This window comes from Methylobacillus methanolivorans, from assembly GCF_054588515.1.
Genome location: NZ_BAAILT010000001.1, coordinates 18,885 through 41,854 on the forward strand (window position 1 = coordinate 18,885; position 22,970 = coordinate 41,854).

The window sequence follows — 22,970 nt, forward strand, 5'->3', positions numbered from 1 at the left end:
ATGCTCACGGCCTATGCAACCGATAATGCCGTACAGATCAATACAAGGGCTGCCCAGATAAAGCCTACGGTAGTAATGATAAAGCTCAGGCCAGTATAAATCTTGACCCACAATGCCTGCCAGAAATCAGGCTTGAATGCCGCAATCACGAATACGCCGGGATTTGTGAAACCACCAATCGCAATCAACCAACAGGCCAAGACTGGGATTTCCGCACCTACCGCCTTGGCTGCGGCATAAATGGCCAGGCAATACAGCGACATCAAAACAAAATCAATATGCGCCTTGATCAGCACCCCATAATCCTTCACCAAGCCACCATCAACGCCCGGCACAACGAACCAGCGTGCAAAAGTACCCAGCCACGCCATGCTTAATACTGCAACGATCATCCCACCAGCAGCTACTAACAACACTTCCATGACTTTCTCCTCTTTTTAATTTTCAATATACACATCTGTACACAAACTCAACTATTACTCTTCAAACACTGCACAATCTCGTCACAACGATGCTCATCAACCTGGTGCCAAACCTTGCCTTTCTCCAACCACCTGACATTTGGGCCTTTCTGGCAATAAAGCAGGCAGTTAATCGGCTCCACAGTAGAATCTTCACCTGAATCAATCACTAGCTGTTGCAAGTAATGCAGTAATAGCACACTGCCTTTTGCGCCGCAGCTTTCACCCGGACCGTGCCTATGCATGACACACACTTGTAATTTGCTCATGCAATTTAATATACAGATCTGTATATTAAATATCAATACCTATATTGATTGTTCATTCTTACTGGAAATAACAGGCAATAAAAAAGGCACCCTCAGGTGCCTTTTGTGCAATACCACTCGCTTATGTGTCTAACAGTCGAGCACCAACACTTGCTCCGAGAGCCTCACCATGCGCTCCACGGACGTCACCCAGACAATGCCATCACCGACATGGCCAGTATGCCCAACCTCGACCAGCACCTGCAGGATGCCCTCGACCAACTCATCGGGGCAAACCATTTCAATACGCACTTTGGGACTGTAGTCGGTCAACTCTTCACGAATGCCCAAGGTCGGGCGTGCCACATGATGGCCACACCCTTCTACCTTGCTCACCGTCATTCCCGGAAAGCCCTTGATATTGCGTAACCCAGAGCGGATTTTAGGCAGGCGCTGCGGCGGGATAATTGCTTTAATCTCTTTCATTGCTCAGCTCCTTATCATCATGCTTCTACACGCTGCTCTTCAAATTTACGATATAACGTCGGCACCACCACCAATGTCAGCAAGGTGGATGTAATCAAGCCGCCAATCACTACGATAGCCAACGGACGCTGGATTTCCGAACCTGGCCCCGTTGCAAACAGGAAAGGCACCAAGGCCAACATCGCCACGGTTGCCGTCATCATCACAGGGCGGAAACGCTGTGTACAGCCTTTGAGGATAGCTTCGCTCTGGCTTAGCCCTTCATCCCGCAGACTGCGGATATAAGACACCAACACCACGCCATTCAAGACCGCAATCCCCCACAATGCAATAAACCCAACTGAGGCAGGCACTGAAAGATATTCACCTGTCAGGAATAGGGCGATGATGCCGCCAATCGACGCGAATGGTAGCACCATGATGATCATGGTGGCATAGCGCACTGAATTGAACAGCAGGAACAGCAAGAAGAAAATCGCCCCGACAGTGACAGGAATAATCACCATCAAATGGCCCATGGCACGCTCCATGTTCTGGAACTGGCCGCCAAACTCGAGATAATAGCCATCAGGCAGCTTGAGCTTCTGGTTCAGCACCTGCTGCAGCTCAGCAACAAAACCACCGAGATCTCTATCCTTGACGTTGATGCCAACCACCACGCGGCGCTTGGCCAGCTCACGACTGATTTGTGCCGGGCCATCGCGAACCTCAACTTTCGCGAGGTCACGCAAGGCCACTCGCGAACCATTGGGCGAAGTGATCAAGATATTGCTAATGGCCTCGATATTATTGCGAAAACCAGCAGGGAAGCGTACCGCAGCACTGTAGCGTCGCTGGCCCTCATAGATTTCGGTAGCAATCTTGCCACCAATCGCCGTCTCGATCACATCATGCACATCAGCTGCATTAATACCATGACGCGCTATGGCATGCCGATCCACCGTGATATTGAGATATTGCTGACCAGATACCTTCTCGACCTTGATCTCGGTGGCACCACGTACCCCACCAGCAATGCGTGAAATTTCATCTGCCTTGGCCTTGAGCAAGACCATGTCTTCCCCAAATATCTTGACCGCAACATCGGCACGCACTCCGGTCAATAGCTCATCCACACGGTCAGAAATCGGCTGCGCCATGACGATCTGCACGCCAGGCAGGGACTCCTCCAGCACAGTACGCATTTTTTCTGCAATGTCGTCCTGAGTCCAGCCATCAGGCCATTCATCGCGTGGCTTCAGGCTAATAATGGGCGTGGATTCGTTCTGCGCCTGTGGGTCAGCAGGACTCTCACCACGGCCCACTCCGGAAACGGCAGATTTCACACCCGGGACTTTTTCCATGATCAGGCGCATGGCATCGTTTTCCATCTTGATCGATTCCTCGAGCGAGATGTTGGGTACGCGATTGATGCCCGGCACGATTGAGCCTTCCTTCATTTCAGGGATAAAGGAAGTCCCGAGGAAAGGTACCAACAAGATCGTGACGATAAACAAGGCCGTTGCCGCAAGGATGGTGGTCTTGTCGTGATTCAACGCCCAATCCAGCATCCTCAGGTAAGGACGCTTGATCACCTGGATAAACTTGGTGTCCTCACCGCTCCCGCCTTTGAGAATGTAAGAGCACAAGACCGGAGACAAGGTCAGGGAAATCACCAGTGAAATAAACAAGGCAATGGCAATTGTCATGGCAAGAGGAGCGAACATCTTGCCCTCCATGCCCTGCAAGGTCATCAAGGGCAGGAACACCAAGATAATGACGCCGACCCCGAACAGCACCGGCGTACCTACCTCAGCCGCAGCTTCCAGCACGACACGAATCTTGCTCTCACCTGGACGGTGTCCAAGATGGTGAAATGCATTCTCAACCACCACCACTGAACCATCTACCATCAGACCAATCGCAATGGCCAGGCCGCCCAGCGACATCAAGTTGGCCGAAATGCCGTAATGATTCATCGCCATGAAGGTAATCAATGGCGTAAGGATAAGCGTGGACACCACAATCAGGCTGGAACGCACATCGCCGAGGAACAGGAACAGGATGATGATGACGAGAATAATGCCCTCGATCAGCACCTTGGTCACCGTATGCAAGGCCGCATCCACCAGCTCGCTGCGATCGTAGTAAGGCACGATCTGCAAGCCGCCGGGCAACATGCCTTGCTCGTTAATTTCCTTGACCCTGGCCTTGACGCGACTCACCACTTCCTTGGCATTACCGCCACGCATCATGATGACAATACCGCCGACAGACTCGGTATAACCATTCTTGACTACCGCGCCATCGCGCACCTCATGGCCGATCTGTACATCGGCCACATCGCGGATGTATACCGGTACGCCATTCTGCTCTTTAAGCACGATATTGCGGATATCGTCGAGATTCTCAATCAAGCCCACGCCGCGGATTAAGTATTGCTCGGCAAAATGCGGCAACACTCCACCGCCACTATTGGCATTATTGCGTGCCAGTGCCATGTAGACATCTTGCAGCTTGAGGCCATAGTGGCTCATGCGATCTGGGTTAACCAGCGCCTGGTACTGCTTGACATAGCCTCCCTGGGAGTTGATCTCGGCAATGCCAGGTATCCCACGCAATAAAGGGCGCACCACCCAATCCTGGATAGAACGACGTTCGGTCAACTCCTCCTGCGACAATGATTTGTTACCGTCAGAGGGTTTCTCCAAGGTAAATTGATACACCTCGCCCAGGCCAGTCGCTACCGGCCCAAGGATGGGCGTCACACCTTCCGGCATGCGGTCCATCACCTCCATCAGGCGCTCCATCACAAGCTGGCGGGCAAAATAGACATCAGTCTTGTCGGTGAATACCAGGGTAATCAGCGATAAGCCATTGCGGTTCATCGAACGCATTTCTTCCAAGCCAGGCAAGCCTGTCATGGCGATTTCCAGCGGTACGGCAATAAATCGCTCCACCTCTTCTGGAGAGCGGCCCGTGGCTTGGGTGGCAATCAGCACCTGGACGTTGGTGACGTCAGGAAATGCATCGACAGATAACTTTTTCAGGGCAAAGGCCCCGGCAGCCATCAAGGCCAGTGCCACGACCACGACGATCAGGCGCTGCTTGAGGGCAGCTCTAATGAGGGATTCAATCATGGCTTATTCCAGTTCCTTGCGCTTACGCTCATTATTCACATGGAAAGCACCCTCGATAATGATGGTTTCACCTTCTTCCAGGCCAGACACCACAGCCGCCATCTCATTGTACTCATTGCCCAACTCCACCTCTCTTAGGCGGAATTTATTCGGTGCGATCTCGACATAGACATAGTCCTTGTCATTCTCGCGCACCACGGCACGCCTCGGCACGGCCAGTTGTGCCGTTGGCTTGGATTGCACCAGCATGGAAACCAGCATGTCTGGCTTAATCGCCTCATCCTTGTTTTCCAGGTCGGTACGCACCGTCACGGTTCGCGTCAGCGGATTCACCACATCACCAACAAAAATCAGCTTGCCAGTGAACTTGCGATTGCTCAGCGCCGGAATCTCGATCTCGACATCCTCCCCCTCCTGCACCAATTCCACTTGTTGCTCTGGCACCTCGGCCACGGCCCAGACACGCGACAGATCAGCCACGATGAACAGCTCCTCTGCGGGCTGCACCACCTGGCCCAAGTTGACCTTACGGCTAATCACCGTGCCAGAAAGGCGCGCATCGACATTGCTGTAAGAGCGCAACTGGCCAGAACTGGCGATTTGCGCAATCGACTTCTCCGACATGCCCAACACCTGTAACTGCTCCTTGGCGGTATACAAATCAGCCTTGGCAGCGCTCAACTCGGCTTCACGGCGTTGCAATTCAGCTGCACCAATCACATCAGCCTCCAGCAGTTGGCGCGCACGCTCCACCGCTTTAGTCTGCAACGCGATTTGTTGCGATGCCTTGATATATAGCAACTGGTTCTGTGCAAGCTCGGTGCTGTTCAATGTCGCCAGCACCTCACCCTGCTTGACGTCTTGCCCCAGGATGACATTAATATCAGTAATACGCCCGGTCACGGAAGCGCCAATACGCGCCACACGCTGATCATCCACCTGAATGCTGCCAGGCACGCGCAACACCTCGCGAATATCAGCCTTACCAGCAGGTGCCAGCTTGACCTGGCTTTGTAACAAGGGAGAAAGCTCGACTACATTAGGATCCTGAGGCTCGCTCACGGCCTCATCCGGCGTATCGGCAGGTTTACAGGCAGCAAGCATCATCGCCAGCACCAACAGGCTACTTTTAGTCAGCATGGAATGGGATTTCATCAATAAATTGGGGAACATTACGGCTTAACCTCCAGAAGTTCTGTACCGAGCAGGCGCTCTATTTCCAGCATGCTGCTGACATAATCGAATTTTGCAGCAAGGTAATCCTTGCGTACGACGCGGAAAGTACGCTGAGCATCCATATATTCAAGAATGCCGCGTTCGCCGTAACGATAGGCGGCTTCTGCCACCTTGAGCACTGACTCAGCTTGGCTCAGCAAGCCATTCTCGAATGCTGCCAATTGCTGCTGCGCAATCAGGTAGCGCTGATAGGCCGCTTCCATATCGCGGCGCAAACCAAGCTCGCGATCATGCAGGCTAGCCTGGGATTGACGCACATCAGCAGAGGCTGCGGCAATTGGCCCCTGGCGCCTATCCCATAATGGCAGTGGGATCGCCACACCAAATCGCATCTGCCTCAAGTCGGGGTCTTCCTCGACGCTAGCCTTGAGGGTCAGGCCAGGATTGCGTAAGCGCTCTTCCAGCTTGAGCTTGGCCTCTGCCGTTTCAGTCTCAGCACGTAGTTGCGAGAGTTGCGGGCTTTGCACCACTTGATCGCGCAGTTTGTCCAGCGATGGCAAGCCATAGCCCATAGGCAATTCGCCCTCCACGTCGTAATCCAAAGGAATGCTGGAACCCAGCAACCCCCGTAGATAAGCCTTGCCCTCACTAATGCGCACCAGGGCTGCCTGATAATCACGCTCTGCCGCCAAGGCCTCGGTATCGGCCTTGATCAGCTCATACCTGGGCGCTTCACCGACCTCCACGCGCAACTTGACCCGCTCGCGGATCTGCTGCAACAAGTTGCGGTCACCTTCGACCAACTTGAGCACTGCCTTACGCTGCAATACATCATAAAAAGCATTCTTGACGCGGGAGCGTAACTCAATACGGATCAATTCCGTACCAGCATCAGCCACCTTGGTGCCAGACTCCGCGGCAGCAATCCTGGCATCACGCACCCATGGGTAATCCAGTGGCTGTGACAAGCCGACGTTCCAGTTGCGGTTGTCTCCTTGTCCGCCAGGCGTCAGGTAACGGCTAGGCCCCATGACCGCTTCCACCTGGGGGTTACTATACGTCGAAGCCGTGGTAACGGCCGCCTGGGCCGCATCGCGTCGTGCAGCTGCAATACCCAACGCAGGGTTATATTGCATCGCCGTATCTATCATCTCTGGTAGCGTATAGGCTGCCGATGCTGGTGCCATATACCCACATACCAGCAAGACGGATATGCGCACAAAAAAAGTACGCAGGCCAACTTGCTGGATCAGCGATGCACCATGGCGGCGCATGCGTGTATCTAGATTTATTTTCATGTCACTCTTGAACCGATTGATCAACTTTTTCTGCAATACGGCACAGCCTGTGGCGAACCTATGCAGAGCGTACTAGGTTGCCCGGGGGCAGACCTCGAATACTTTTGGTTACCGGGATTTGATACCGCCTTACGGCAGTTCTTTAGCAAACCCCGGGCCAATTCATACTTCAGGGATAATTACGCGATGATCTCACCTGAAAACACAGTCTTTCCCAATAGGGATAAACCAGCACCAAGGCGGACTTCACGCGTGATCAGGCAATCGGAGGGCGGGTGGTAAGGAATATATCAGGCTGGCGATAAGTCACTGCCAGAATGGCAAGCTTAAGATCGAAAATAAAAGAAGGGCGCACTAAAGGCATGTGCATGACGAGGATAGGCTCGCTGAGTTCGCGGTCATTATCCATTTCCATCTGCTGCACATGACTGAACATGGGATCGTCATATTCCATTGCGTAGGACTGCTCCGCTTGCTGGGCAAACAAACATAGGCACACAATGACGCTGAGTAACGCAAATAAGCGTTTTGCAAAAGACATGTAGCGATTATAGACCAGAACCGCTACTGCTGAGAACCGGCTTACCTCAGCCTCACTCAGCTACGACGCCAGCTTGTGCCCTGCGCTGTGTCTTCAAGAATAATGCCTTGGGCAGTCAATGTATCGCGAATGCGGTCCGCTTCGGCGAAGTTCTTGCCTCGACGCGCAGCCAAGCGCTCTTCAATCAAGCGCTCAATATCTTCCGCGGCCAAACCTGCCCCAGCATCACCCTTGAGGAACTCATCAGGGTCACGCTGCAGTAAACCCAATTGCCCGGCAAGCACCTTGAGCAACCCTGCCTGAGCCAATGAACCGGTACGGTTAACCTCGTTCGCAAGTTCAAACAGCACGGCAAAAGCTTCTGGCGTATTGAAATCATCGTCCAGTGCCAGCTTGAAGCGGGCGGCCTCAGGCTGCTTCCAGTCGATATCCACTTGAGGAATTTCACGCCCGCGCAAGGCGTTATATAACCTGGTCAACGCCTGCTTCGCATCATTCAAGTGATGGTCGGAATAATTCAGCGGGCTACGGTAGTGCGCACGTAGGATGAAAAAGCGCACCACTTCTGCATCGTACTTGTCGAGTACCTCGCGAATCGTGAAAAAGTTGCCAAGCGACTTTGACATCTTCTCGTCATCTACGCGGATAAAACCATTGTGCATCCAGTAATTGACGAAGGTGCACCCATGGGCTCCCTCGCTTTGGGCGATCTCATTTTCATGATGGGGAAACTGCAAATCCTGCCCACCACCATGGATGTCAAAATGCTTGCCCAAGTGGCGCTCGCCCATCGCCGAACATTCGATATGCCAGCCAGGGCGGCCCGACCCCCACGGAGAATCCCAGCTGGGCTCACCTGGTTTGGCAGCCTTCCACAAGACAAAATCCATGGGGTCACGCTTGTGTACGTCAACCTCTACACGCTCCCCTGCCCGCAAATCCTCGAGTGACTTGCCTGACAATTGCCCGTAATTGGCAAAACTGGAAACCGCATAATAGACATCACCGTTATCTGCGGCATAGGCATGGTGGCGCTCGATCAAGGTATTGATCATAGTGATCATCTCGTGGATATAGTCTGTCGCCCGCGGCTCCTGGTCGGGACGCCAGACACCCAGCCGTGCTGCATCCTCATTCATCGCATCAATGAAACGACTAGTAAGGGCCGTGATGGTCTCGCCATTCTCATTGGCACGCGCAATGATTTTATCGTCAATATCCGTGATGTTGCGCACGTAGGTCACGTCATAGCCAGAACTACGTAACCAGCGATTCACCATATCAAACACCACCATCACGCGTGCATGCCCCAGGTGACAGTAGTCATAGACAGTCATGCCACAGACATACATGCTGACCTTGCCCGCCACAATTGGGGAAAAAGTCTGTTTCGCACGCGCAAGGGTATTGTAGATTTTCAGCATGGTCTAAATTGCGAGGTAGGCGTTGGTGGAGGGTTCGTTATACAAAAAATTGGAGTGAGCATCATACCTGTTGCGCTGGCAGTAGTGCTGACATGCGCTTATTGATAGAATTGCGCTCATAAATAATCGCTGGAAAGTATAACATATGCCTGTTTCACGCGCGCTGAGCCATAGCCTGTTGCTAGCTGCTCTTCTGCTCTCGCTCAATGGATGGGCATCCACGGAGCTGGATGAAATCAATCAGTTGGCAGAGCAAGGAAAAACCGCGCAAGCGCTGCAGCGCCTGAATGGCTATCTGGGCAAGCAACCCATGGATGCCAAGGCCTTGTTTCTCAAGGGCGTGCTCCTTGCAGAAAGTGACAAGCAAGAAGAAGCGATCAAGGTATTTACCGAATTGACAGAAAAATACCCACAGCTCCCCGCGCCTTACAACAACCTAGCAGTACTTTATGCCTACCAAGGCAATTACGAAAAAGCCAAGGCCGCTCTCGAATCCGCCATCCGCACTCATCCGAGCTATGCTACCGCCCATGAGAACCTGGGCGATATTTATGCTCGCATGGCATCCGAGTCATACAGCCGCGCACTGCAACTGGACACTAATAATAGTCGAGCAAAAAGCAAGCTGGCCCTGATCAAGGACTTGCTCCCTCCACCAGGCGACACGACAACCAAACAGGCCACCAAAGAAACACCAAAACCCACCTTGGCAATCAGCCCGGCACCGGTCAAAGCAGAACCTAAACCCCAGCCTCCTGCACCTACAAAGCCTGTAGAAACCAAACCTGCTCCCGAGCCAACACCAGTGCCCACGCCCGCAAGTGCGAAACCTGCAACCCCTGTCGTCGCCACCGCTCCAGCAACCGTCCCTGAGCAAAAAAAAGCTGATCCGACACAAGCAATTCGCAATGCCGTAGAATCTTGGGCAAAAGCTTGGTCTAACCAGAATGTGGATCAATATCTCGCCAGCTACGCAAAGGATTTCAAGACACCTAACGGTGAAAGCCGTTCAAACTGGGAAGCTACACGCAAAGCGCGTATCAGCAAACCTGCACGCATTGAGGTTAAGCTGAACAATCTCCGCGTCACGCTCGACAATGAGCACTCGGCGCGCGCAGTGTTCCAGCAGTCCTACCAAGCCGATCATTTATCTCAACGCACTGGCAAACAATTGGTATTGGTTCAACAACAAGGTAAATGGCTAATCCAACAGGAACTGACCAACCGATAATCCCACAGCCATGATCAAGCGTTTTATTAAACTCGTCGCTACAGCACTGCTCATATCCAGCAGCCTGCTACCTTGGAATGCCACAGCCGATAGATCCGGCTCGCCCACCAGCAATGTCCTGCCTGCATTTAGCAGTAACCAGGCCGAAAACCTATTGGTGCAAAGCCTGCTCGAAATCAATGAAGGCCAATTACGCGAAGCCCTGAGTACGATAGACCAACTGCTACAGGCAGTGCCCAATTTCCGCTTAGCTCACTTGGTGCGCGGTGATTTACTCATGGCGTTTGCGCAGCAATCGACCAAGTTTGGCGATTATCAAAACGCCGCAGTCTCAGATTTCCAAGAAGAAGCCAAGGTGCGTATTGAGCGCCACTTATCGGCCGCGCAAGATGGCAAGATTCCCGACGTCCTCTGGCGCATGTCACCAGAGCAACGCTATGCCATTGTGGTGGACACAACAAAGTCACGGCTTTACGTCTACCAGAACCGTGACAACAGTCCCCAGCATGTCGTCGACTACTACATCACCATGGGCAAGAACGGCAGCGAAAAGTTTGTGGAAGGCGACAAACGCACACCGTTGGGCGTCTATATCGCAGGGAAAAAGCTGGATCGCAAGCTGCCTGACTTTTATGGGGAGGCTGCCTATCCCTTGAATTACCCCAACCCATTAGACAAGCAACAAGGCAAGAAAGGCCATGGCATCTGGCTACATGGCACACCCAAGGATGTCTACAGCCGCCCACCCAAGGCCAGTGATGGCTGCGTGGTCGTGACCAATCCGGACCTCAAGGCGCTCACCCCGGTATTACAACAAGGCACAACGCCCGTCATCATCAGCAATAACCTGCAATGGATTTCGCCCAGCGAAACGAAGCACCGCCAGCAAGCATTAAACCAGGCAGTGGAGCAATGGCGCCACGACTGGGAAACACAGAACACGGAACGCTATCTCTCCCACTATGCCAAGGACTTTTTCAGTGAGAGTGGCAATCTGGAGAACTGGAGCCAGAACAAGCGCCGCATCCAGGCGACCAAGGCAAAAGTGCAGATCAGCCTATCCAACATCAGCATGTTCCGTTATCCTAATGGCCCAGCATCCATGGTCCAAGTAAGCTTTGATCAGGATTACAAGAGCGACGCAATCGCCAACCGCATGAAAAAGCAGCAGTACTGGGTGTGGGACAATCAACGCTGGAAAATCATGTATGAGGGTCCCGCATGATGCAGACTTTTGACATTGGAGGACAGCTAATGCGCGCAAACAAACGTGCTTTATTCACCCCATTCCTATACTTTTACATGCTGTGCGCAAGCTTGACCGCACTTGCGGCTGACAATGCGCCACAGCAACTGGAAATTCAGACCAACCAAGGTAGTTTCGTCATTGAGCTATACCCCGACAAGGCACCTAAAACCGTCGCCAATTTTATCCAGTACGTCACCAGTGACTTTTATACTGGCACGACCTTCCACCGCACTGTTGACCGCTTCATGATTCAAGGTGGCGGCCTAACAACGGATATGCGCGAGAAGTCGACTTACTCCCCCATTGAGAATGAATCCAGCAATGGCTTGAAGAATGAATATGGTGCCGTCGCCATGGCACGCGCGTTCAGCCCGCATTCAGCCACTTCGCAGTTCTTCATCAATTTGGCCGACAATAAATTCCTCAACTTCCACAAACCAGAAGCTGCCTATATCGGTTATTGCGTATTCGGTAAGGTCATCAAGGGTATCGACGTAGTGGAACGCATCGGCAAGAGCCCAACAAAGGTAGTAGGCGCTCACCTCAATGTTCCGGTAGAACCCGTTGTGATTGAACGCGTTGCCTTACTCGACCAACCCATCAATATCGCTGAGCGCATTGACTACAAGAAGGTCAAGACCATCGCGCAGACAGAAGCTCCAACCAAAACCAAAGGAAAGAAACCTTGATTAAGCTACATACCAATTTCGGTGAAATCACTCTGGAACTCGATGAAGAAAAGGCACCGATCACTGCTGCCAATTTCATTGAATATGTAAAAGATGGCTTTTACGACAACACCATCTTCCATCGCGTAATTGATGGATTCATGATCCAAGGCGGTGGCTTTACGGCAGACATGCAGCAAAAGCCAACCAATGCCACGATCAAGAACGAGGCAAATAACGGCCTGCAGAACAAGACATACACCATTGCCATGGCACGTACACCTGCACCTGACTCTGCCAGCAGCCAGTTCTTCATCAACGTATCAGACAACGATTTCCTCAACTTCACTGCGCCAACTTCCCAAGGCTGGGGCTATGCGGTCTTTGGCAAGGTTGTGGCTGGTACAGAAGTGGTCGACCAAATCAAGAAGGTCAAGACTGGCAGCAAGAATGGTCACCAGGATGTGCCTCTTGAGCCTGTGATCATCGAACGCGCTGAAATCGTTTAAAGCAGCAAACAGCATGGGACCAGCAGGCCAGAAACCAGCGGCATTCAGCCTGTTTATTTCTGACCTGCACCTGTGCTCCTCCAGACCAGCCATCACAGCCCAGTTCCTTGGGTTTCTCCAAGATCAGGCTATTCATGCCGAGGCTCTGTATATACTGGGGGATTTTTTTGAATATTGGGCAGGTGATGATGACCTTGCACAACATCAACCCATCATCCAAGCACTGCGCATGCTTGCGCATCACGGTACCCGTGTCTACTTCATGCATGGCAATCGTGACTTCCTGATTGGCGAGACATTTGCAGAAGCTGCAGGGCTGACATTACTCGCAGATCCTACCCTGATCACCCTCTACGGCAAACGCGCCTTACTGAGCCATGGCGATGCGCTCTGCACCGACGATGTCGCCTACCAGACCTTCCGCCAGCAAGTGCGCACACCCACTTGGCAGCAAACCTTCCTGCAACAACCGTTGAGTACACGTAAGGCGCAGATCGAAGCACTGCGCCAACGCAGCGAACAGGAGAAATCCGGCAAGCAGGAGAGCATCATGGATGTCAATGACCAGGCAGTAGCCAGCTTGTTACGCGAGCATGACTACCCCGAACTATTGATCCACGGGCATACCCACCGCCCTGCTCGACATCCGCTGGAGGTCGATGGGCACAAGATAGATCGCTGGGTATTGGGAGATTGGTATGACCAGGGCAGCTGCCTGGTGGCCGACCTGCAAGGCATCCGCAACCAGCCGTTAGCTTGAATGCGGATCTGGCCAGCTTTATAAGCGATAGCCGGGGATCGCGGCTTCATTCACCTCATCAATTTGCTCGGGCTGCAAATATTGCCGGGCATATTGCAGATAGACTTTCTCGCGAATAAAAATATCAAACAAATCTGGGTCGATATGTTGGTCCAGCTTCATTTCACCCAAGATATGCAAGGACTCTGACAAGGTCTTGGCCTTTTTATAAGGGCGATCACCCGAAGTCAATGCCTCGAAAATATCAGCAATGCACATCAGGCGCGCCGGTATGGAAAGCTGCTCCTTGGTCAATCCGCGCGGGTAACCACGGCCATCCAGCCGCTCATGATGTCCACCCGCATATTCAGGCACTCGTTGCAACCCCGGTGGGTAAGGCAAGGATTCCAGCATGTCTATCGTCACCACGATATGCTGGTTCACGACTTGGCGCTCTTCTGGCGTCAATGTGCCGGAGGCAATCGTCAAATTGTAGACTTCATCCTCAGTCAGGAAGTTGACTCTATTACCCTGCGCATCTTCTAACGGATATTGAGCAATCTGCCGCACGCGATCTTGATCCTCAGTTGGCATGGACTCACACCCCTCATTCACCTTGCGCAAGAATATTAGGTCATCATCAAGCTGCTGGACCCAGCCAGCATACTCTTGCGCCACGGCATCCAGTACTTGCTCTCGCTTGTCCCGTATCGCCTGTACTTGCTGTTGTAGAAAACGGCATTCGGCCTGTTTTTTCAGCAAGGCAAACCTCTGCTCAATCACGCCAATCCGGTCAACAATCGCGGATAGCTTGGTGGGCTTATCCATTAAGGCTTCTGGCGTCGCAATCTTGCCACAATCATGCAGCCAGGCAGCGATTCGCAGCTCATCCAGCTGATTGCCACTCATCTGAAAGTCCTTAAGCGGACCAGCGGAAGCACGATTCACTGCCTCAGCCAGCATCATGGCAAGCTCTGGCACACGCCGACAATGACCACCAGTGTAAGGTGACTTGGCATCAATCGCACCAGCAATCAGGCGAATAAACGCTTCGAACAAGCCTCTCAACCCCTCGATCAATTGCCGGTTAGTCAGCGCAATTGCCGCTTGTGAAGCCAATGACTCCACCAGTTGCTGGTTGGAAGCAGAGAAAGAAACAATGTCGCCAGTCCGCTCATCCTTGGCATTGATCAATTGCAATACCCCGATGATATCTCCATCATGGTTCTTCATCGGCACGGTAAGGAATGAACACGAACGATAGCCTGTGGTCTGATCAAACTGCCGCGTGCCAGAAAAGTCAAAACCTTCCGCCGCGTAAGCATCATCAATATTTACCGTGCAATCGTTAAGCACCGCATAAGCAGCGACCATATGCTGATTGGGCTGACCATCGTCGAGATACAGTGGCAAGGGCGGGAAGGGAATGTCCTTGCCAGTAGTGCCACCCATGGCAATCCCCAGTGAGCTGGTGCGCACGATCTCGAATTGCAAGGTCTTGTCGGGAGTAACGGTATAGAGTGTGCCAGCATCGGCATTAGTCAGCCGCTTGGCGCTCATGACGATCATTTCAAGCAAGCGTTGGTGATCATGCTCAGCAGATAAGGCAATGCCTATTGCATTCAGGTCTTCCAGTTGTTTGATCAATGCATTGCGCGCAGTCATCACTCCTCCGCCAAGACCAAAAACGACGCTAGCTACTCCAGTGAAAATAACATGCTGACGCCAGCCAACTCAATAATATCGCCATTTTCCAGCTGTTGTGCCTGCAATCCAACCGCATGTCCATTCAGTACCGGGCGACCATCCCCCTCCACATGAGAAAGAAAATAACCATGGGGGCGCTTGGTGATAACTGCCACCTGCACCCCGCTACGACCCAACGTTGTCAGGGTTTTCTTGATGACCATTTCACGTCCACCATCCAACAACTTCACCTTGGCCTGGCGCGCTGCCAATGGGTTAAGCACCAAGCCCACTGCCTGAGAGGCTGCTACTGATTGATGGGCAGATTGCGGAGCACTTACTTGCTTCGCAGCAGCTTCCGCCATGATTTCCTGGACGAGTGGCATCACCAGCATCGTTTTTTCAAAACCACGCGCTGCCGCCAGATCCTCTTCGCGATATTCAATCTGATGACGGCCTAAACCTATCCTGTCACCATCCTGCAACTGATGTCTGATTATCGACTGTCCATTCACCAGAGTACCATTGGTACTATCATTATCCTCGATATAGAACACGCCATCCTGCTGGACTACAGCAGCATGCTCTCCACTGATCGCAAGGTTCTCCAGCCTGATATCACAATTCGGCCGCCGCCCTATGGTCAAGCGCGACTTATCCAATGGAAACTCTGCCAGAAAATCCCCCTCCAGCATAAGTACCAGTTTTGCCATGACGAAACTCCCTTATAGCCTGATCGACCACCACAGTTGTTTATTACCAGTGAGACTTGGTCAACTGACTTTAATTTGCTTATATGATTGTAAATGTCATCCTTACAAAGACAATACAAGATTACAAGTAGAGCATCACACAATGAAACTTTCCTGCATCAGGCAAAAAAATAGCCAGCTAAAAAGCTGGCTATTCGGTTTTGGGCTAGCGAGAATTTATCTGCGTCCACGCTGGAACTCATCCGGGCGAGCTTCAGCTGCCACCTTGTCCAGTACACCGTTGACGTATTTATGCCCATCGGTGCCACCATAGAGCTTGGCCAGCTCCACCCCTTCATTGATCGCCACACGATAAGGAATCGTCACATCATGAATCAACTCATAGGCAGAAATACAGAGAATGGCATGCTCAATCGGGCTGAGTTCGGAGAGCTGGCGATCTATCAAGCCCACCAGGCGAGCATCCAGCTCATTGATATTTTCCGCCACACCTTCAAGCAATTGACGGAAATACTCGTAATCGGCCCGGTCAAAATCAGGGTCATCAGCCAACTCACGGATGATGACAGACACATCCTTCTGGTTCATCAGGCCCAAGTAGATACCTTTTAGCACCAACTCCCGCGATTTACGGCGGCTACGGCCTGCCTTCGGTGGTGCCTTTTTTGCCTCTACAGGCTTGTTGTCGCTGTCACTCATAGTTGCTTGAGCAGATTGATCATTTCAACGACTACATCCGCTGCCTCAGCACCTTTGATCGCCATACGTGCTTCTGCCTGCTCGTCATTTTCAGTCGTCAGGATAGCATTGGCAACCGGGATACCAGTGCTTAACTGCACATCGGAAATACCGCGTGCAGACTCGTTGGATACCACTTCGAAATGGTAAGTCTCACCACGGATAATGGCGCCTAAAGCAATCAAGCCATCGAATTGCTCGCTATCAGCCATCTGCAACAAAATCGCAGGGGTTTCCAGGGCGCCAGGCACAGTTGCCAAGGTAATGTCGTCATCGGCCACGCCCAGCCTCTGCAACTGGTCAACACAAGCCTTGAGCAGACCATCGCCGATATTGCTGTTGAACCGTGACAGCACGATGCCGATGCGCAAATCCTTGCCATTCAAATCTACTGCGATTTTTTTCATGATTTCGTCCGAACTAGGCGCAACCACGTGCGCCATTGAAATGAACCAGCCAAGTTGCTGGCGAATCTTGCTATTTTACCACGTTAGGGGAATCAGACAGCAGTTCGGCATAGCGAAAACAATCGACAACATGGTCATTGACCATGCCAACCGCCTGCATAAAGGCATAACAGATGGTAGAACCAACAAACTTGAATCCATGCTTGAGCAAGGTCTTGGACATTTGGTCAGACAGCGCTGTTTTTGCTGGCACCTCTGCCAGGCTCACACGGTGGTTAATCTGCGGCGTACCTTGCACAAATTGCCAGAGAAACGCATCCAGGCTGCCATATTTCGCCTGCACCTCCAATGTGGCCCGGGCGTTGCCGATCGCCGCCTGTACCTTGAGGCGATTACGGATGATGCCAGGGTCTGCGAGCAAGGCCTCAACCCTGCTCGCATCATAAGTGGCTATCTTCGCAATATCGAATTGATCAAACACCTCGCGATAATGCGCCCGCTTTTTCAGTACGGTGCTCCAGCTCAGGCCCGCTTGTGCACCTTCCAGAATCAGGAACTCAAAAAGCTGCCTGTCATCATGCACGGGCACGCCCCACTCCGTGTCATGATAAACCACATCCAACTCACCCTTAGCCCATCCACACCGGCAACGTTCAGTCACGACATTCCCATCAATTAACAATCAATGGAACAAGATAACTGCTTTCTGCAAAGTGTTCCAGATGCCATAGGTAATAGGAATGCCAACCGCAATCCACACAACTGCTGTCAGAACAGTACTGCTCTTATGCACCGCCACTTGGCTGATCTTTTTCGCTTGCTCGTGGGATACTTTTTTCTCTGCGGCAAGCTGTTCAGCAGTCATGTAGTGTTTCTCTGCTACTGGGCGCACTAGCAAGTTGCATATCAGGCCAAGCAGCAACAGTCCGGCTAGCACATACATGATCATGTTATAGGCATGATCAGGCGCAACGCCTCGATCAAGCTGATAGTCACGCAAATAATTCACGATCACAGGCCCCAATACACCAGCCGTTGCCCAGGCTGTCAACAGACGCCCATGGATTGCCCCTACATGCTGGGTTCCAAAGATATCCGCAAGATAAGCGGGAATTGTGGAAAAACCACCGCCGTACATGGTGAGAATCACGCAGAACAAGCCCGCAAACAAGGCTACGCTTCCCATATTGCCTGCCCAAGGCGACAGCACATACAGCACGAACCCCAGTGCAAAGAAAATAATATAAGTACGTTTACGCCCGAGAAAGTCGGAGCAAGAAGCCCAGCCAATACGCCCCAAGATATTGAAGAAAGATAACAGGCCAGCAAACCCTGCACCGATGGCTGCCACCTGCAACTTCTGATCACCACTTAACTCAGCCAATTTCTGCGGCACATCAATCAACAGACCGCCAAACACCTCTTGCAACATCGGCGAAGCCATGCCAATCACACCAATCCCAGCGCTGACGTTCAAGCATAACACCCACCACAGCAACCAGAACTGTGGCGTCTTGTGTGCCTGGTTCACATGCACATGATGTGGCGTAATCATCGCCTTGCCCTTGTTTGCAGGTGGCGTCCAACCCTCAGGCTTCCAATCATGGGCAGGCACACGATAACCCAGCGAACCTATCATCATGGCCACGAAATACAGCACCCCCATGGTGGCAAAGGTTTCCCACACACCCACCGACGTCTCGGTAGCAAAGTAGTTCATCAAGGTATTCGCCAATGGCGCGCCAATCATGGCACCACCGCCAAAACCCATGATGGCCATGCCGGTGGCCATCCCGCGCCGATCCGGGAACCACTTAATCAATGTGGAGACTGGAGAAATATATCCCAGCCCCAGCCCAATGCCGCCAATCACGCCCGAGCCCAGCCACATCATCCATAGCTGGTGCGTATATACGCCAATCGCGGAAATCAGCAGTCCACCACCCCAGCATACGGCAGCCACAGCTCCTGCCTTGCGCGGGCCGGCATGCTCTAGCCAATGACCAAACACCGCCGCAGATGACCCTAAAAAGACAAAAAACAAGGTGTACATCCACCCCAGGTCACTGATTTTCCAGTCACAACTTGTGGTGATTGCCCGCATCCAGAAGCTGACATCCTCGCCACAAGCCAACGGCTCGGAGATACCTAATGCCTTGGACAAAGGCAGCCAGAACACGCTAAACCCATATGCCATGCCGATAGAAAGATGCACAGCCAGCGCCGCTGGCGGAACCAGCCAACGGTTATAACCCGGCCCTGCGGTGATACGTTCCTTGGAAAAAAAGCCAGCCATGCACACTCCCGAGTTTTATCTGAATTTTTAGAATGAATACGAAATAACAAAGTGAAACATTTTGTTACAAATCATTATACAAGTCGAATAAAACCGCAATCCTAGATGTACTTTAATCACGTTCATCAATCTGTCATATTAGCGTCATATATTGCTCGTCATTCAAACAGTGAGGAAACCCCAATGCCAGCGAATATTCTGGTAGTAGAAGACGAACCAGCCATTCAAGAGTTACTTGCGCTCAACTTGACGCAAGCAGGTCATAACCCTGTCCGTGCCTTGAGCGTGGAGCAGGCTCAGATGCTGATCCGCGAAACCCTGCCAGACCTGATCTTGCTCGACTGGATGTTGCCCGGCATGAGTGGCATTGAGTTTGCACGCAAGCTCAAGGGCGACGAACTCACGAAATCCATCCCCATCATCATGCTGACGGCACGTGGGGAAGAGGCCGACAAGGTACGCGGCCTGGAAGTAGGCGCGGATGATTACGTCACCAAGCCATTCAGCCCGCGCGAGCTGAATGCCCGCATCAAGGCAGTATTGCGTCGCCGCGCACCACAAATGACAGATGACCCGCTAGAAGTTGGCGGCTTGCGTCTTGACCCCATGACACATCGTGTTTCCGGCAATGGAAAAACTCTGGAACTAGGGCCAACCGAGTTTCGCTTATTGCACTATTTAATGTCCAATCCCGAACGCGTGCACTCCCGTACCCAAGTTCTGGATCGCGTATGGGGAGACCGCGTGTTTGTGGAAGATAGAACCGTGGATGTCCACATCCGCCGCCTGCGCCGAGCATTATCAGAATCTGGTCACGAAGAATTCATCCAAACTGTACGTGGTGTTGGCTACCGTTTCTCGGCGCAGTAGCTCATAATAGCAACCGTCTTAAGACAAGAAGCATTTCGTGCAAGATATTCGCTGGAAAGCCCTGTGGCTGGGATTAGCCACTCTATTTACCTGCCTGATCATCTGGGCAGCGACAGATGCCATCACGGCGCTCCTGACGTTCAGCGCCATGGTGTTGCTGTATCTCATCAGCCATCTTTACTGGCTGCATCAATTGCTGAAGTGGTTCAGAAAACCCGAACTCAACACCATGCCAGTCGGTGGCGGCATCTGGGAGGATGTGTTTTCTGCCATCTATTATGAAAAACGCCGCAACAATCGCAGCCAGGCGCAAATTAGCTCTGCATTGGATCGCTTCCGCCATGCAGCCAGCGCATTGCCTGATGGTGTGGTGCTACTCAATGGTAACGACCTGATCGAATGGTGCAACCCCACCGCAGAACACCAGCTAGGCCTCTCCATGCGCCAGGATGCCGGACAACCGATTAGCTACCTGGTGCGGCCAATTGATTTCATTCAGTATTTGCAGGCGCAGAATTACTCTGAGCCAATCAAGCTCAAGTCGTGGCGCACTACCGGCGCGACCCTGGAAATCCAGCTCGTCCCATTCGGGGCCAACCAGAAACTGCTGATCTCACGCGACATCAGCCAGATGGAAAAGCTGGAAACCATGCGCCGTGACTTTATTGCCAATGTGTCGCACGAACTACGCACCCCTCTTACTGTGGTAGGTGGTTTCCTGGAAACGTTGACCGACATGGAGGGTGCAGTACCGGAAAGTACGCGTGGCTACTTCGCCATGATGCAGGAGCAGACTGGACGCATGCGCCGCCTGATCGAGGATTTGCTTACGTTATCGCAACTGGAAAATAGCCCAGAAGCCCCGCAGGAAAGCGAGATTGACCTTAGTACCTTGCTGAACATGTTACTGCACGAAGGCACCAGCCTGAGCCAGGGCAAGCACGAGATTTCGCTAGAACCAGTGGAGCCCGGCCTATTCATCAGGGGAGCCACGGAAGAATTGCATAGCGCCTTGGGTAATCTAGTCAGCAACGCCGTGCGCTATACGCCTGCCGGTGGCACCATCAAGTTACACCTGTTCCTGCGTGGTACGGACGTCCTGTTCAGCGTACAGGATACGGGTATCGGCATTGAACAACAGCATATCGACCGCCTCACTGAGCGCTTCTACCGTGTAGATCGTAGCCGCTCGCGCGAGACCGGCGGTACTGGCCTAGGGCTTTCCATTGTCAAACATATCCTGACACGCCACCAAGGGCACTTGGAGATCGAATCAGAGGCTGGCAAGGGCAGCATCTTTACCGCCGTACTGCCGCAAAGCCGGCTAATCCGCAAGCCTGTGGCACAGCCCACTGCAGCAGCCTAGCATCACCTACTGCGTATTGGTCTACTGCCAGTTACGCCTATAAACGCGAATATCGGCCCCTTTGATGCGCGCAGCGTTGAACAGCTTGCGGGCGCGCATCGAATCCAGCCGGATACCATAAGCCGCATAGACAAAATCTGCCATGGGCGCACTGCTCTTGCGGAAAAAAGGCAACTGCGGCGAACTACCGTAAAAACTCTCGACAAAACTCGTGATACCCACCACGCCGTAGCTTCCTTCAGTTAACACCTCTAACCACGGCCCGCCTGAATCACCCAACGTTGGCATGGGCAAAGCCGGGTCGTAATCCCCCTGCTCAGTCAATCTATTCACGGCAACCAAGGTGTCCAGGGCAGAGACCACACTCGCCTTACTTTCAAATTGCACTTGATAACGCGCGTAAAATACCGGGTCCAGGCTGGCATAGACAGAAGGTAGAAAGGCTGCGAAGCCCTCCGTTGCTTGATGTACCGCCTTGTTGGCGCAACGCAAGCTGACTGGTAAGGCATCTGCCGCGCCGTAACCATAACCACAAATCAGCAGCACGGATGCAGGCTCATCCAACAGAACAGGCGCAATCGCAACCTGATCAGGCAAATCCTTATCAAATACCAGCACTGCCAGGTCATCAATCAGGTTGCCACGCACTTTGTCGAATTCGGGAAAGATGGCTTGCTTAAGACGGGCAGTCTGCAAGACAGAAGAAGCCGCATGGGAAATAGACAACATTGGCAAACCGGCCTGCTCATCCAGGCTAACGTCTCGCAGGCAGTGTGCTGCAGTCAACAATGTCATCGGTGTCCGGCCCACCACTACCGCACTACAATCACTATGGCTCACGCGCCACTCTTGGCGATACTCATGCCAAGTACGATGCTCAAACACCAATTGCACAACGGGCGCCGTATTGATAGCGCTGCCACTCATCAGAGCCATGGCCGGAAACGCCAGCCAAAGCAAGCCCAGACAACATAATCCAGTCACGCCATATGGTTTGCCCATGATGACCTCCCCGACACGTCAAGCTGGTATTTACTTTACTCCTGAAAGAAGACTGAGGGAAAGTATCCAGATCAGCGCGGCGCAAACATGATAATCGCCATGCCAGTAAGCGCCACGCCCACCCCGACAATATCCCAGGTGCTTGGCCTGATGCCATCCACCAGCCACAGCCAAATGAGTGCCACAAAAATATATACTCCACCATAAGCCGCATAAACACGCCCTGCCGCAGTAGGGTGCAAACTCAACAACCAGGCAAATACCGCCAAACTTACCGCCGCCGGCAGGAGTAACCAGGCAGAGCCGCCTTTTTTCAACCAGAGGTAAGGTAAGTAACAGCCAATAATTTCTGCTAGGGCAGTGATGATAAATAAGGAAAAAGTTTTTAATACCAACATTGAAGGCACCCGCTATTGATTACATATTATGTGAGGATAGAAAAATCCATGCTTGGGATTGTAGATCATGCCAGCCGCATCCATATTGATAAGTAGCGTTGCCTACAGACAAAAAACTACAAATCACGCGGTGTTGCACCTACATAAAAAACAGACAAAATCACGCCCTGCTGCAATTGACTTTAGTCGAAGATAAAGAACAGAATAGTCAAAAAATGTTAAGGGCAACCTTGATCGAAAGGTCGAGGGCGCAAAGTCACCGGTCTAAGGTAGAAACACGCTTCTACTACGACAGCGGAACCGCCATATTGAGGCTACAGCACTACTGGACTTCATGTTCAGTGC

The 22,970-nt window shown here is 52.3% G+C and carries 22 protein-coding genes and 1 riboswitch; of the genes, 7 read left to right on the top strand and 15 right to left on the bottom strand.

The genetic code is table 11. The annotated features are described in order from the left end of the window. Positions 1-11 precede the first annotated feature (11 nt). The 7 genes from LG202_RS00095 to cysS form a co-directional block, all read right to left on the bottom strand. Positions 12-422 carry a hypothetical protein gene (locus LG202_RS00095; protein WP_230346408.1) on the bottom strand — a complete coding sequence of 137 codons (411 nt, stop codon included), beginning with the start codon at positions 420-422 and terminating at the stop codon, positions 12-14. Between the two features lie 437 nt (positions 423-859). Then, positions 860-1,195: a P-II family nitrogen regulator gene (locus LG202_RS00100; protein WP_230346409.1), complete on the bottom strand. Its 336-nt coding sequence runs from the start codon at positions 1,193-1,195 to the stop codon at positions 860-862. Between the two features lie 17 nt (positions 1,196-1,212). After that, complete coding sequence (locus LG202_RS00105; RefSeq protein WP_230346410.1) at positions 1,213-4,314, bottom strand: efflux RND transporter permease subunit; 3,102 nt, start codon at positions 4,312-4,314, stop codon at positions 1,213-1,215. A gap of 3 nt (positions 4,315-4,317) precedes the next feature. Then, entirely contained in the window at positions 4,318-5,454 is a 1,137-nt protein-coding gene (locus tag LG202_RS00110) for an efflux RND transporter periplasmic adaptor subunit (protein ID WP_230346411.1), read from the bottom strand. Between the two features lie 32 nt (positions 5,455-5,486). Further along, positions 5,487-6,788, bottom strand: coding sequence for a TolC family protein (locus LG202_RS00115; RefSeq protein WP_230346412.1), 1,302 nt, complete (start codon positions 6,786-6,788; stop codon positions 5,487-5,489). A 256-nt stretch (positions 6,789-7,044) separates the two neighbouring features. Continuing rightward, positions 7,045-7,329 carry a hypothetical protein gene (locus LG202_RS00120; protein ID WP_230346413.1) on the bottom strand — a complete coding sequence of 95 codons (285 nt, stop codon included), beginning with the start codon at positions 7,327-7,329 and terminating at the stop codon, positions 7,045-7,047. Positions 7,330-7,385: 56 nt separating this feature from the next. Next, complete coding sequence (gene cysS, locus LG202_RS00125) at positions 7,386-8,753, bottom strand: cysteine--tRNA ligase (protein WP_230346414.1); 1,368 nt, start codon at positions 8,751-8,753, stop codon at positions 7,386-7,388. Positions 8,754-8,898: 145 nt separating this feature from the next. On the opposite strand from cysS, the gene LG202_RS00130 reads away from it, so the two are divergent. The 5 genes from LG202_RS00130 (at position 8,899) to LG202_RS00150 (ending at position 13,170) form a co-directional block, all read left to right on the top strand. Further along, positions 8,899-9,984, top strand: coding sequence for a nuclear transport factor 2 family protein (locus tag LG202_RS00130; RefSeq protein ID WP_230346415.1), 1,086 nt, complete (start codon positions 8,899-8,901; stop codon positions 9,982-9,984). A gap of 10 nt (positions 9,985-9,994) precedes the next feature. Further along, the gene (locus tag LG202_RS00135) at positions 9,995-11,209 is read left to right on the top strand and encodes a L,D-transpeptidase family protein (protein WP_230346416.1); all 1,215 of its coding nucleotides are present in this window, start codon (positions 9,995-9,997) and stop codon (positions 11,207-11,209) included. 77 nt (positions 11,210-11,286) lie between these two features. Then, positions 11,287-11,922 carry a peptidylprolyl isomerase gene (locus LG202_RS00140; protein ID WP_459724176.1) on the top strand — a complete coding sequence of 212 codons (636 nt, stop codon included), beginning with the start codon at positions 11,287-11,289 and terminating at the stop codon, positions 11,920-11,922. Then, complete coding sequence (locus LG202_RS00145) at positions 11,919-12,410, top strand: peptidylprolyl isomerase (RefSeq protein ID WP_230346418.1); 492 nt, start codon at positions 11,919-11,921, stop codon at positions 12,408-12,410. Before LG202_RS00140 ends, LG202_RS00145 begins: the two co-directional genes overlap by 4 nt. 13 nt (positions 12,411-12,423) lie before the next feature. Then, a complete protein-coding gene (locus LG202_RS00150; RefSeq protein WP_230346419.1) occupies positions 12,424-13,170 on the top strand; it encodes a UDP-2,3-diacylglucosamine diphosphatase in 747 nt (248 codons plus the stop codon). An 18-nt stretch (positions 13,171-13,188) separates the two neighbouring features. Here LG202_RS00150 and LG202_RS00155 read toward each other — a convergent pair whose 3' ends face one another. From LG202_RS00155 to LG202_RS00180, 6 genes are all read right to left on the bottom strand, one after another. Further along, positions 13,189-14,814 carry an HD domain-containing phosphohydrolase gene (locus LG202_RS00155; protein WP_230346420.1) on the bottom strand — a complete coding sequence of 542 codons (1,626 nt, stop codon included), beginning with the start codon at positions 14,812-14,814 and terminating at the stop codon, positions 13,189-13,191. Positions 14,815-14,846: 32 nt separating this feature from the next. Beyond that, positions 14,847-15,548, bottom strand: a complete 702-nt coding sequence (locus tag LG202_RS00160; RefSeq protein WP_230346421.1) for an FHA domain-containing protein — start codon at positions 15,546-15,548, stop codon at positions 14,847-14,849. A 216-nt stretch (positions 15,549-15,764) separates the two neighbouring features. Continuing rightward, positions 15,765-16,247 carry a transcription antitermination factor NusB gene (gene nusB, locus LG202_RS00165; protein ID WP_230346422.1) on the bottom strand — a complete coding sequence of 161 codons (483 nt, stop codon included), beginning with the start codon at positions 16,245-16,247 and terminating at the stop codon, positions 15,765-15,767. Continuing rightward, positions 16,244-16,693: a 6,7-dimethyl-8-ribityllumazine synthase gene (gene ribH / locus LG202_RS00170; RefSeq protein ID WP_230346423.1), complete on the bottom strand. Its 450-nt coding sequence runs from the start codon at positions 16,691-16,693 to the stop codon at positions 16,244-16,246. Before ribH ends, nusB begins: the two co-directional genes overlap by 4 nt. 70 nt (positions 16,694-16,763) lie before the next feature. Then, positions 16,764-17,354, bottom strand: coding sequence for a DNA-3-methyladenine glycosylase I (locus tag LG202_RS00175; RefSeq protein ID WP_230346424.1), 591 nt, complete (start codon positions 17,352-17,354; stop codon positions 16,764-16,766). A gap of 21 nt (positions 17,355-17,375) precedes the next feature. Then, positions 17,376-18,989, bottom strand: a complete 1,614-nt coding sequence (locus LG202_RS00180; RefSeq protein WP_230346425.1) for an OFA family MFS transporter — start codon at positions 18,987-18,989, stop codon at positions 17,376-17,378. A gap of 183 nt (positions 18,990-19,172) precedes the next feature. On the opposite strand from LG202_RS00180, the gene phoB reads away from it, so the two are divergent. Both phoB and phoR read left to right on the top strand, forming a co-directional pair. Continuing rightward, positions 19,173-19,859 (top strand): phosphate regulon transcriptional regulator PhoB, encoded by a 687-nt coding sequence (gene phoB / locus LG202_RS00185; RefSeq protein WP_230346426.1) that lies wholly within the window; start codon positions 19,173-19,175, stop codon positions 19,857-19,859. A gap of 37 nt (positions 19,860-19,896) precedes the next feature. After that, entirely contained in the window at positions 19,897-21,225 is a 1,329-nt protein-coding gene (phoR, locus tag LG202_RS00190) for a phosphate regulon sensor histidine kinase PhoR (RefSeq protein WP_230346427.1), read from the top strand. 21 nt (positions 21,226-21,246) lie between these two features. On the opposite strand, the gene LG202_RS00195 is transcribed toward phoR, so the two are convergent. Then, on the bottom strand, positions 21,247-22,227 hold the full coding sequence (locus LG202_RS00195) for a trypsin-like serine protease (RefSeq protein WP_230346428.1): 981 nt from the start codon (positions 22,225-22,227) through the stop codon (positions 21,247-21,249). Between the two features lie 71 nt (positions 22,228-22,298). After that, entirely contained in the window at positions 22,299-22,625 is a 327-nt protein-coding gene (locus tag LG202_RS00200) for a YnfA family protein (RefSeq protein WP_230346429.1), read from the bottom strand. A gap of 213 nt (positions 22,626-22,838) precedes the next feature. Continuing rightward, a riboswitch (cyclic di-GMP riboswitch) is annotated at positions 22,839-22,933 on the top strand. The last annotated feature ends 37 nt before the right edge of the window (positions 22,934-22,970 follow it).

Bases quoted from the DNA above. Each gene is read 5' to 3' on its own strand.
- LG202_RS00095 (WP_230346408.1), bottom strand. From the start codon at position 422: ATGGAAGTGTTGTTAGTAGCTGCTGGTGGGATGATCGTTGCAGTATTA.
- LG202_RS00100 (WP_230346409.1), bottom strand. From the start codon at position 1,195: ATGAAAGAGATTAAAGCAATTATCCCGCCGCAGCGCCTGCCTAAAATC.
- LG202_RS00105 (WP_230346410.1), bottom strand. From the start codon at position 4,314: ATGATTGAATCCCTCATTAGAGCTGCCCTCAAGCAGCGCCTGATCGTC.
- LG202_RS00110 (WP_230346411.1), bottom strand. From the start codon at position 5,454: ATGCTGACTAAAAGTAGCCTGTTGGTGCTGGCGATGATGCTTGCTGCC.
- LG202_RS00115 (WP_230346412.1), bottom strand. From the start codon at position 6,788: ATGAAAATAAATCTAGATACACGCATGCGCCGCCATGGTGCATCGCTG.
- LG202_RS00120 (WP_230346413.1), bottom strand. From the start codon at position 7,329: ATGTCTTTTGCAAAACGCTTATTTGCGTTACTCAGCGTCATTGTGTGC.
- cysS (WP_230346414.1), bottom strand. From the start codon at position 8,753: ATGCTGAAAATCTACAATACCCTTGCGCGTGCGAAACAGACTTTTTCC.
- LG202_RS00130 (WP_230346415.1), top strand. From the start codon at position 8,899: ATGCCTGTTTCACGCGCGCTGAGCCATAGCCTGTTGCTAGCTGCTCTT.
- LG202_RS00135 (WP_230346416.1), top strand. From the start codon at position 9,995: ATGATCAAGCGTTTTATTAAACTCGTCGCTACAGCACTGCTCATATCC.
- LG202_RS00140 (WP_459724176.1), top strand. From the start codon at position 11,287: ATGCTGTGCGCAAGCTTGACCGCACTTGCGGCTGACAATGCGCCACAG.
- LG202_RS00150 (WP_230346419.1), top strand. From the start codon at position 12,424: ATGGGACCAGCAGGCCAGAAACCAGCGGCATTCAGCCTGTTTATTTCT.
- LG202_RS00155 (WP_230346420.1), bottom strand. From the start codon at position 14,814: ATGACTGCGCGCAATGCATTGATCAAACAACTGGAAGACCTGAATGCA.
- LG202_RS00160 (WP_230346421.1), bottom strand. From the start codon at position 15,548: ATGGCAAAACTGGTACTTATGCTGGAGGGGGATTTTCTGGCAGAGTTT.
- nusB (WP_230346422.1), bottom strand. From the start codon at position 16,247: ATGAGTGACAGCGACAACAAGCCTGTAGAGGCAAAAAAGGCACCACCG.
- ribH (WP_230346423.1), bottom strand. From the start codon at position 16,693: ATGAAAAAAATCGCAGTAGATTTGAATGGCAAGGATTTGCGCATCGGC.
- LG202_RS00180 (WP_230346425.1), bottom strand. From the start codon at position 18,989: ATGGCTGGCTTTTTTTCCAAGGAACGTATCACCGCAGGGCCGGGTTAT.
- phoB (WP_230346426.1), top strand. From the start codon at position 19,173: ATGCCAGCGAATATTCTGGTAGTAGAAGACGAACCAGCCATTCAAGAG.
- LG202_RS00195 (WP_230346428.1), bottom strand. From the start codon at position 22,227: ATGGGCAAACCATATGGCGTGACTGGATTATGTTGTCTGGGCTTGCTT.
- LG202_RS00200 (WP_230346429.1), bottom strand. From the start codon at position 22,625: ATGTTGGTATTAAAAACTTTTTCCTTATTTATCATCACTGCCCTAGCA.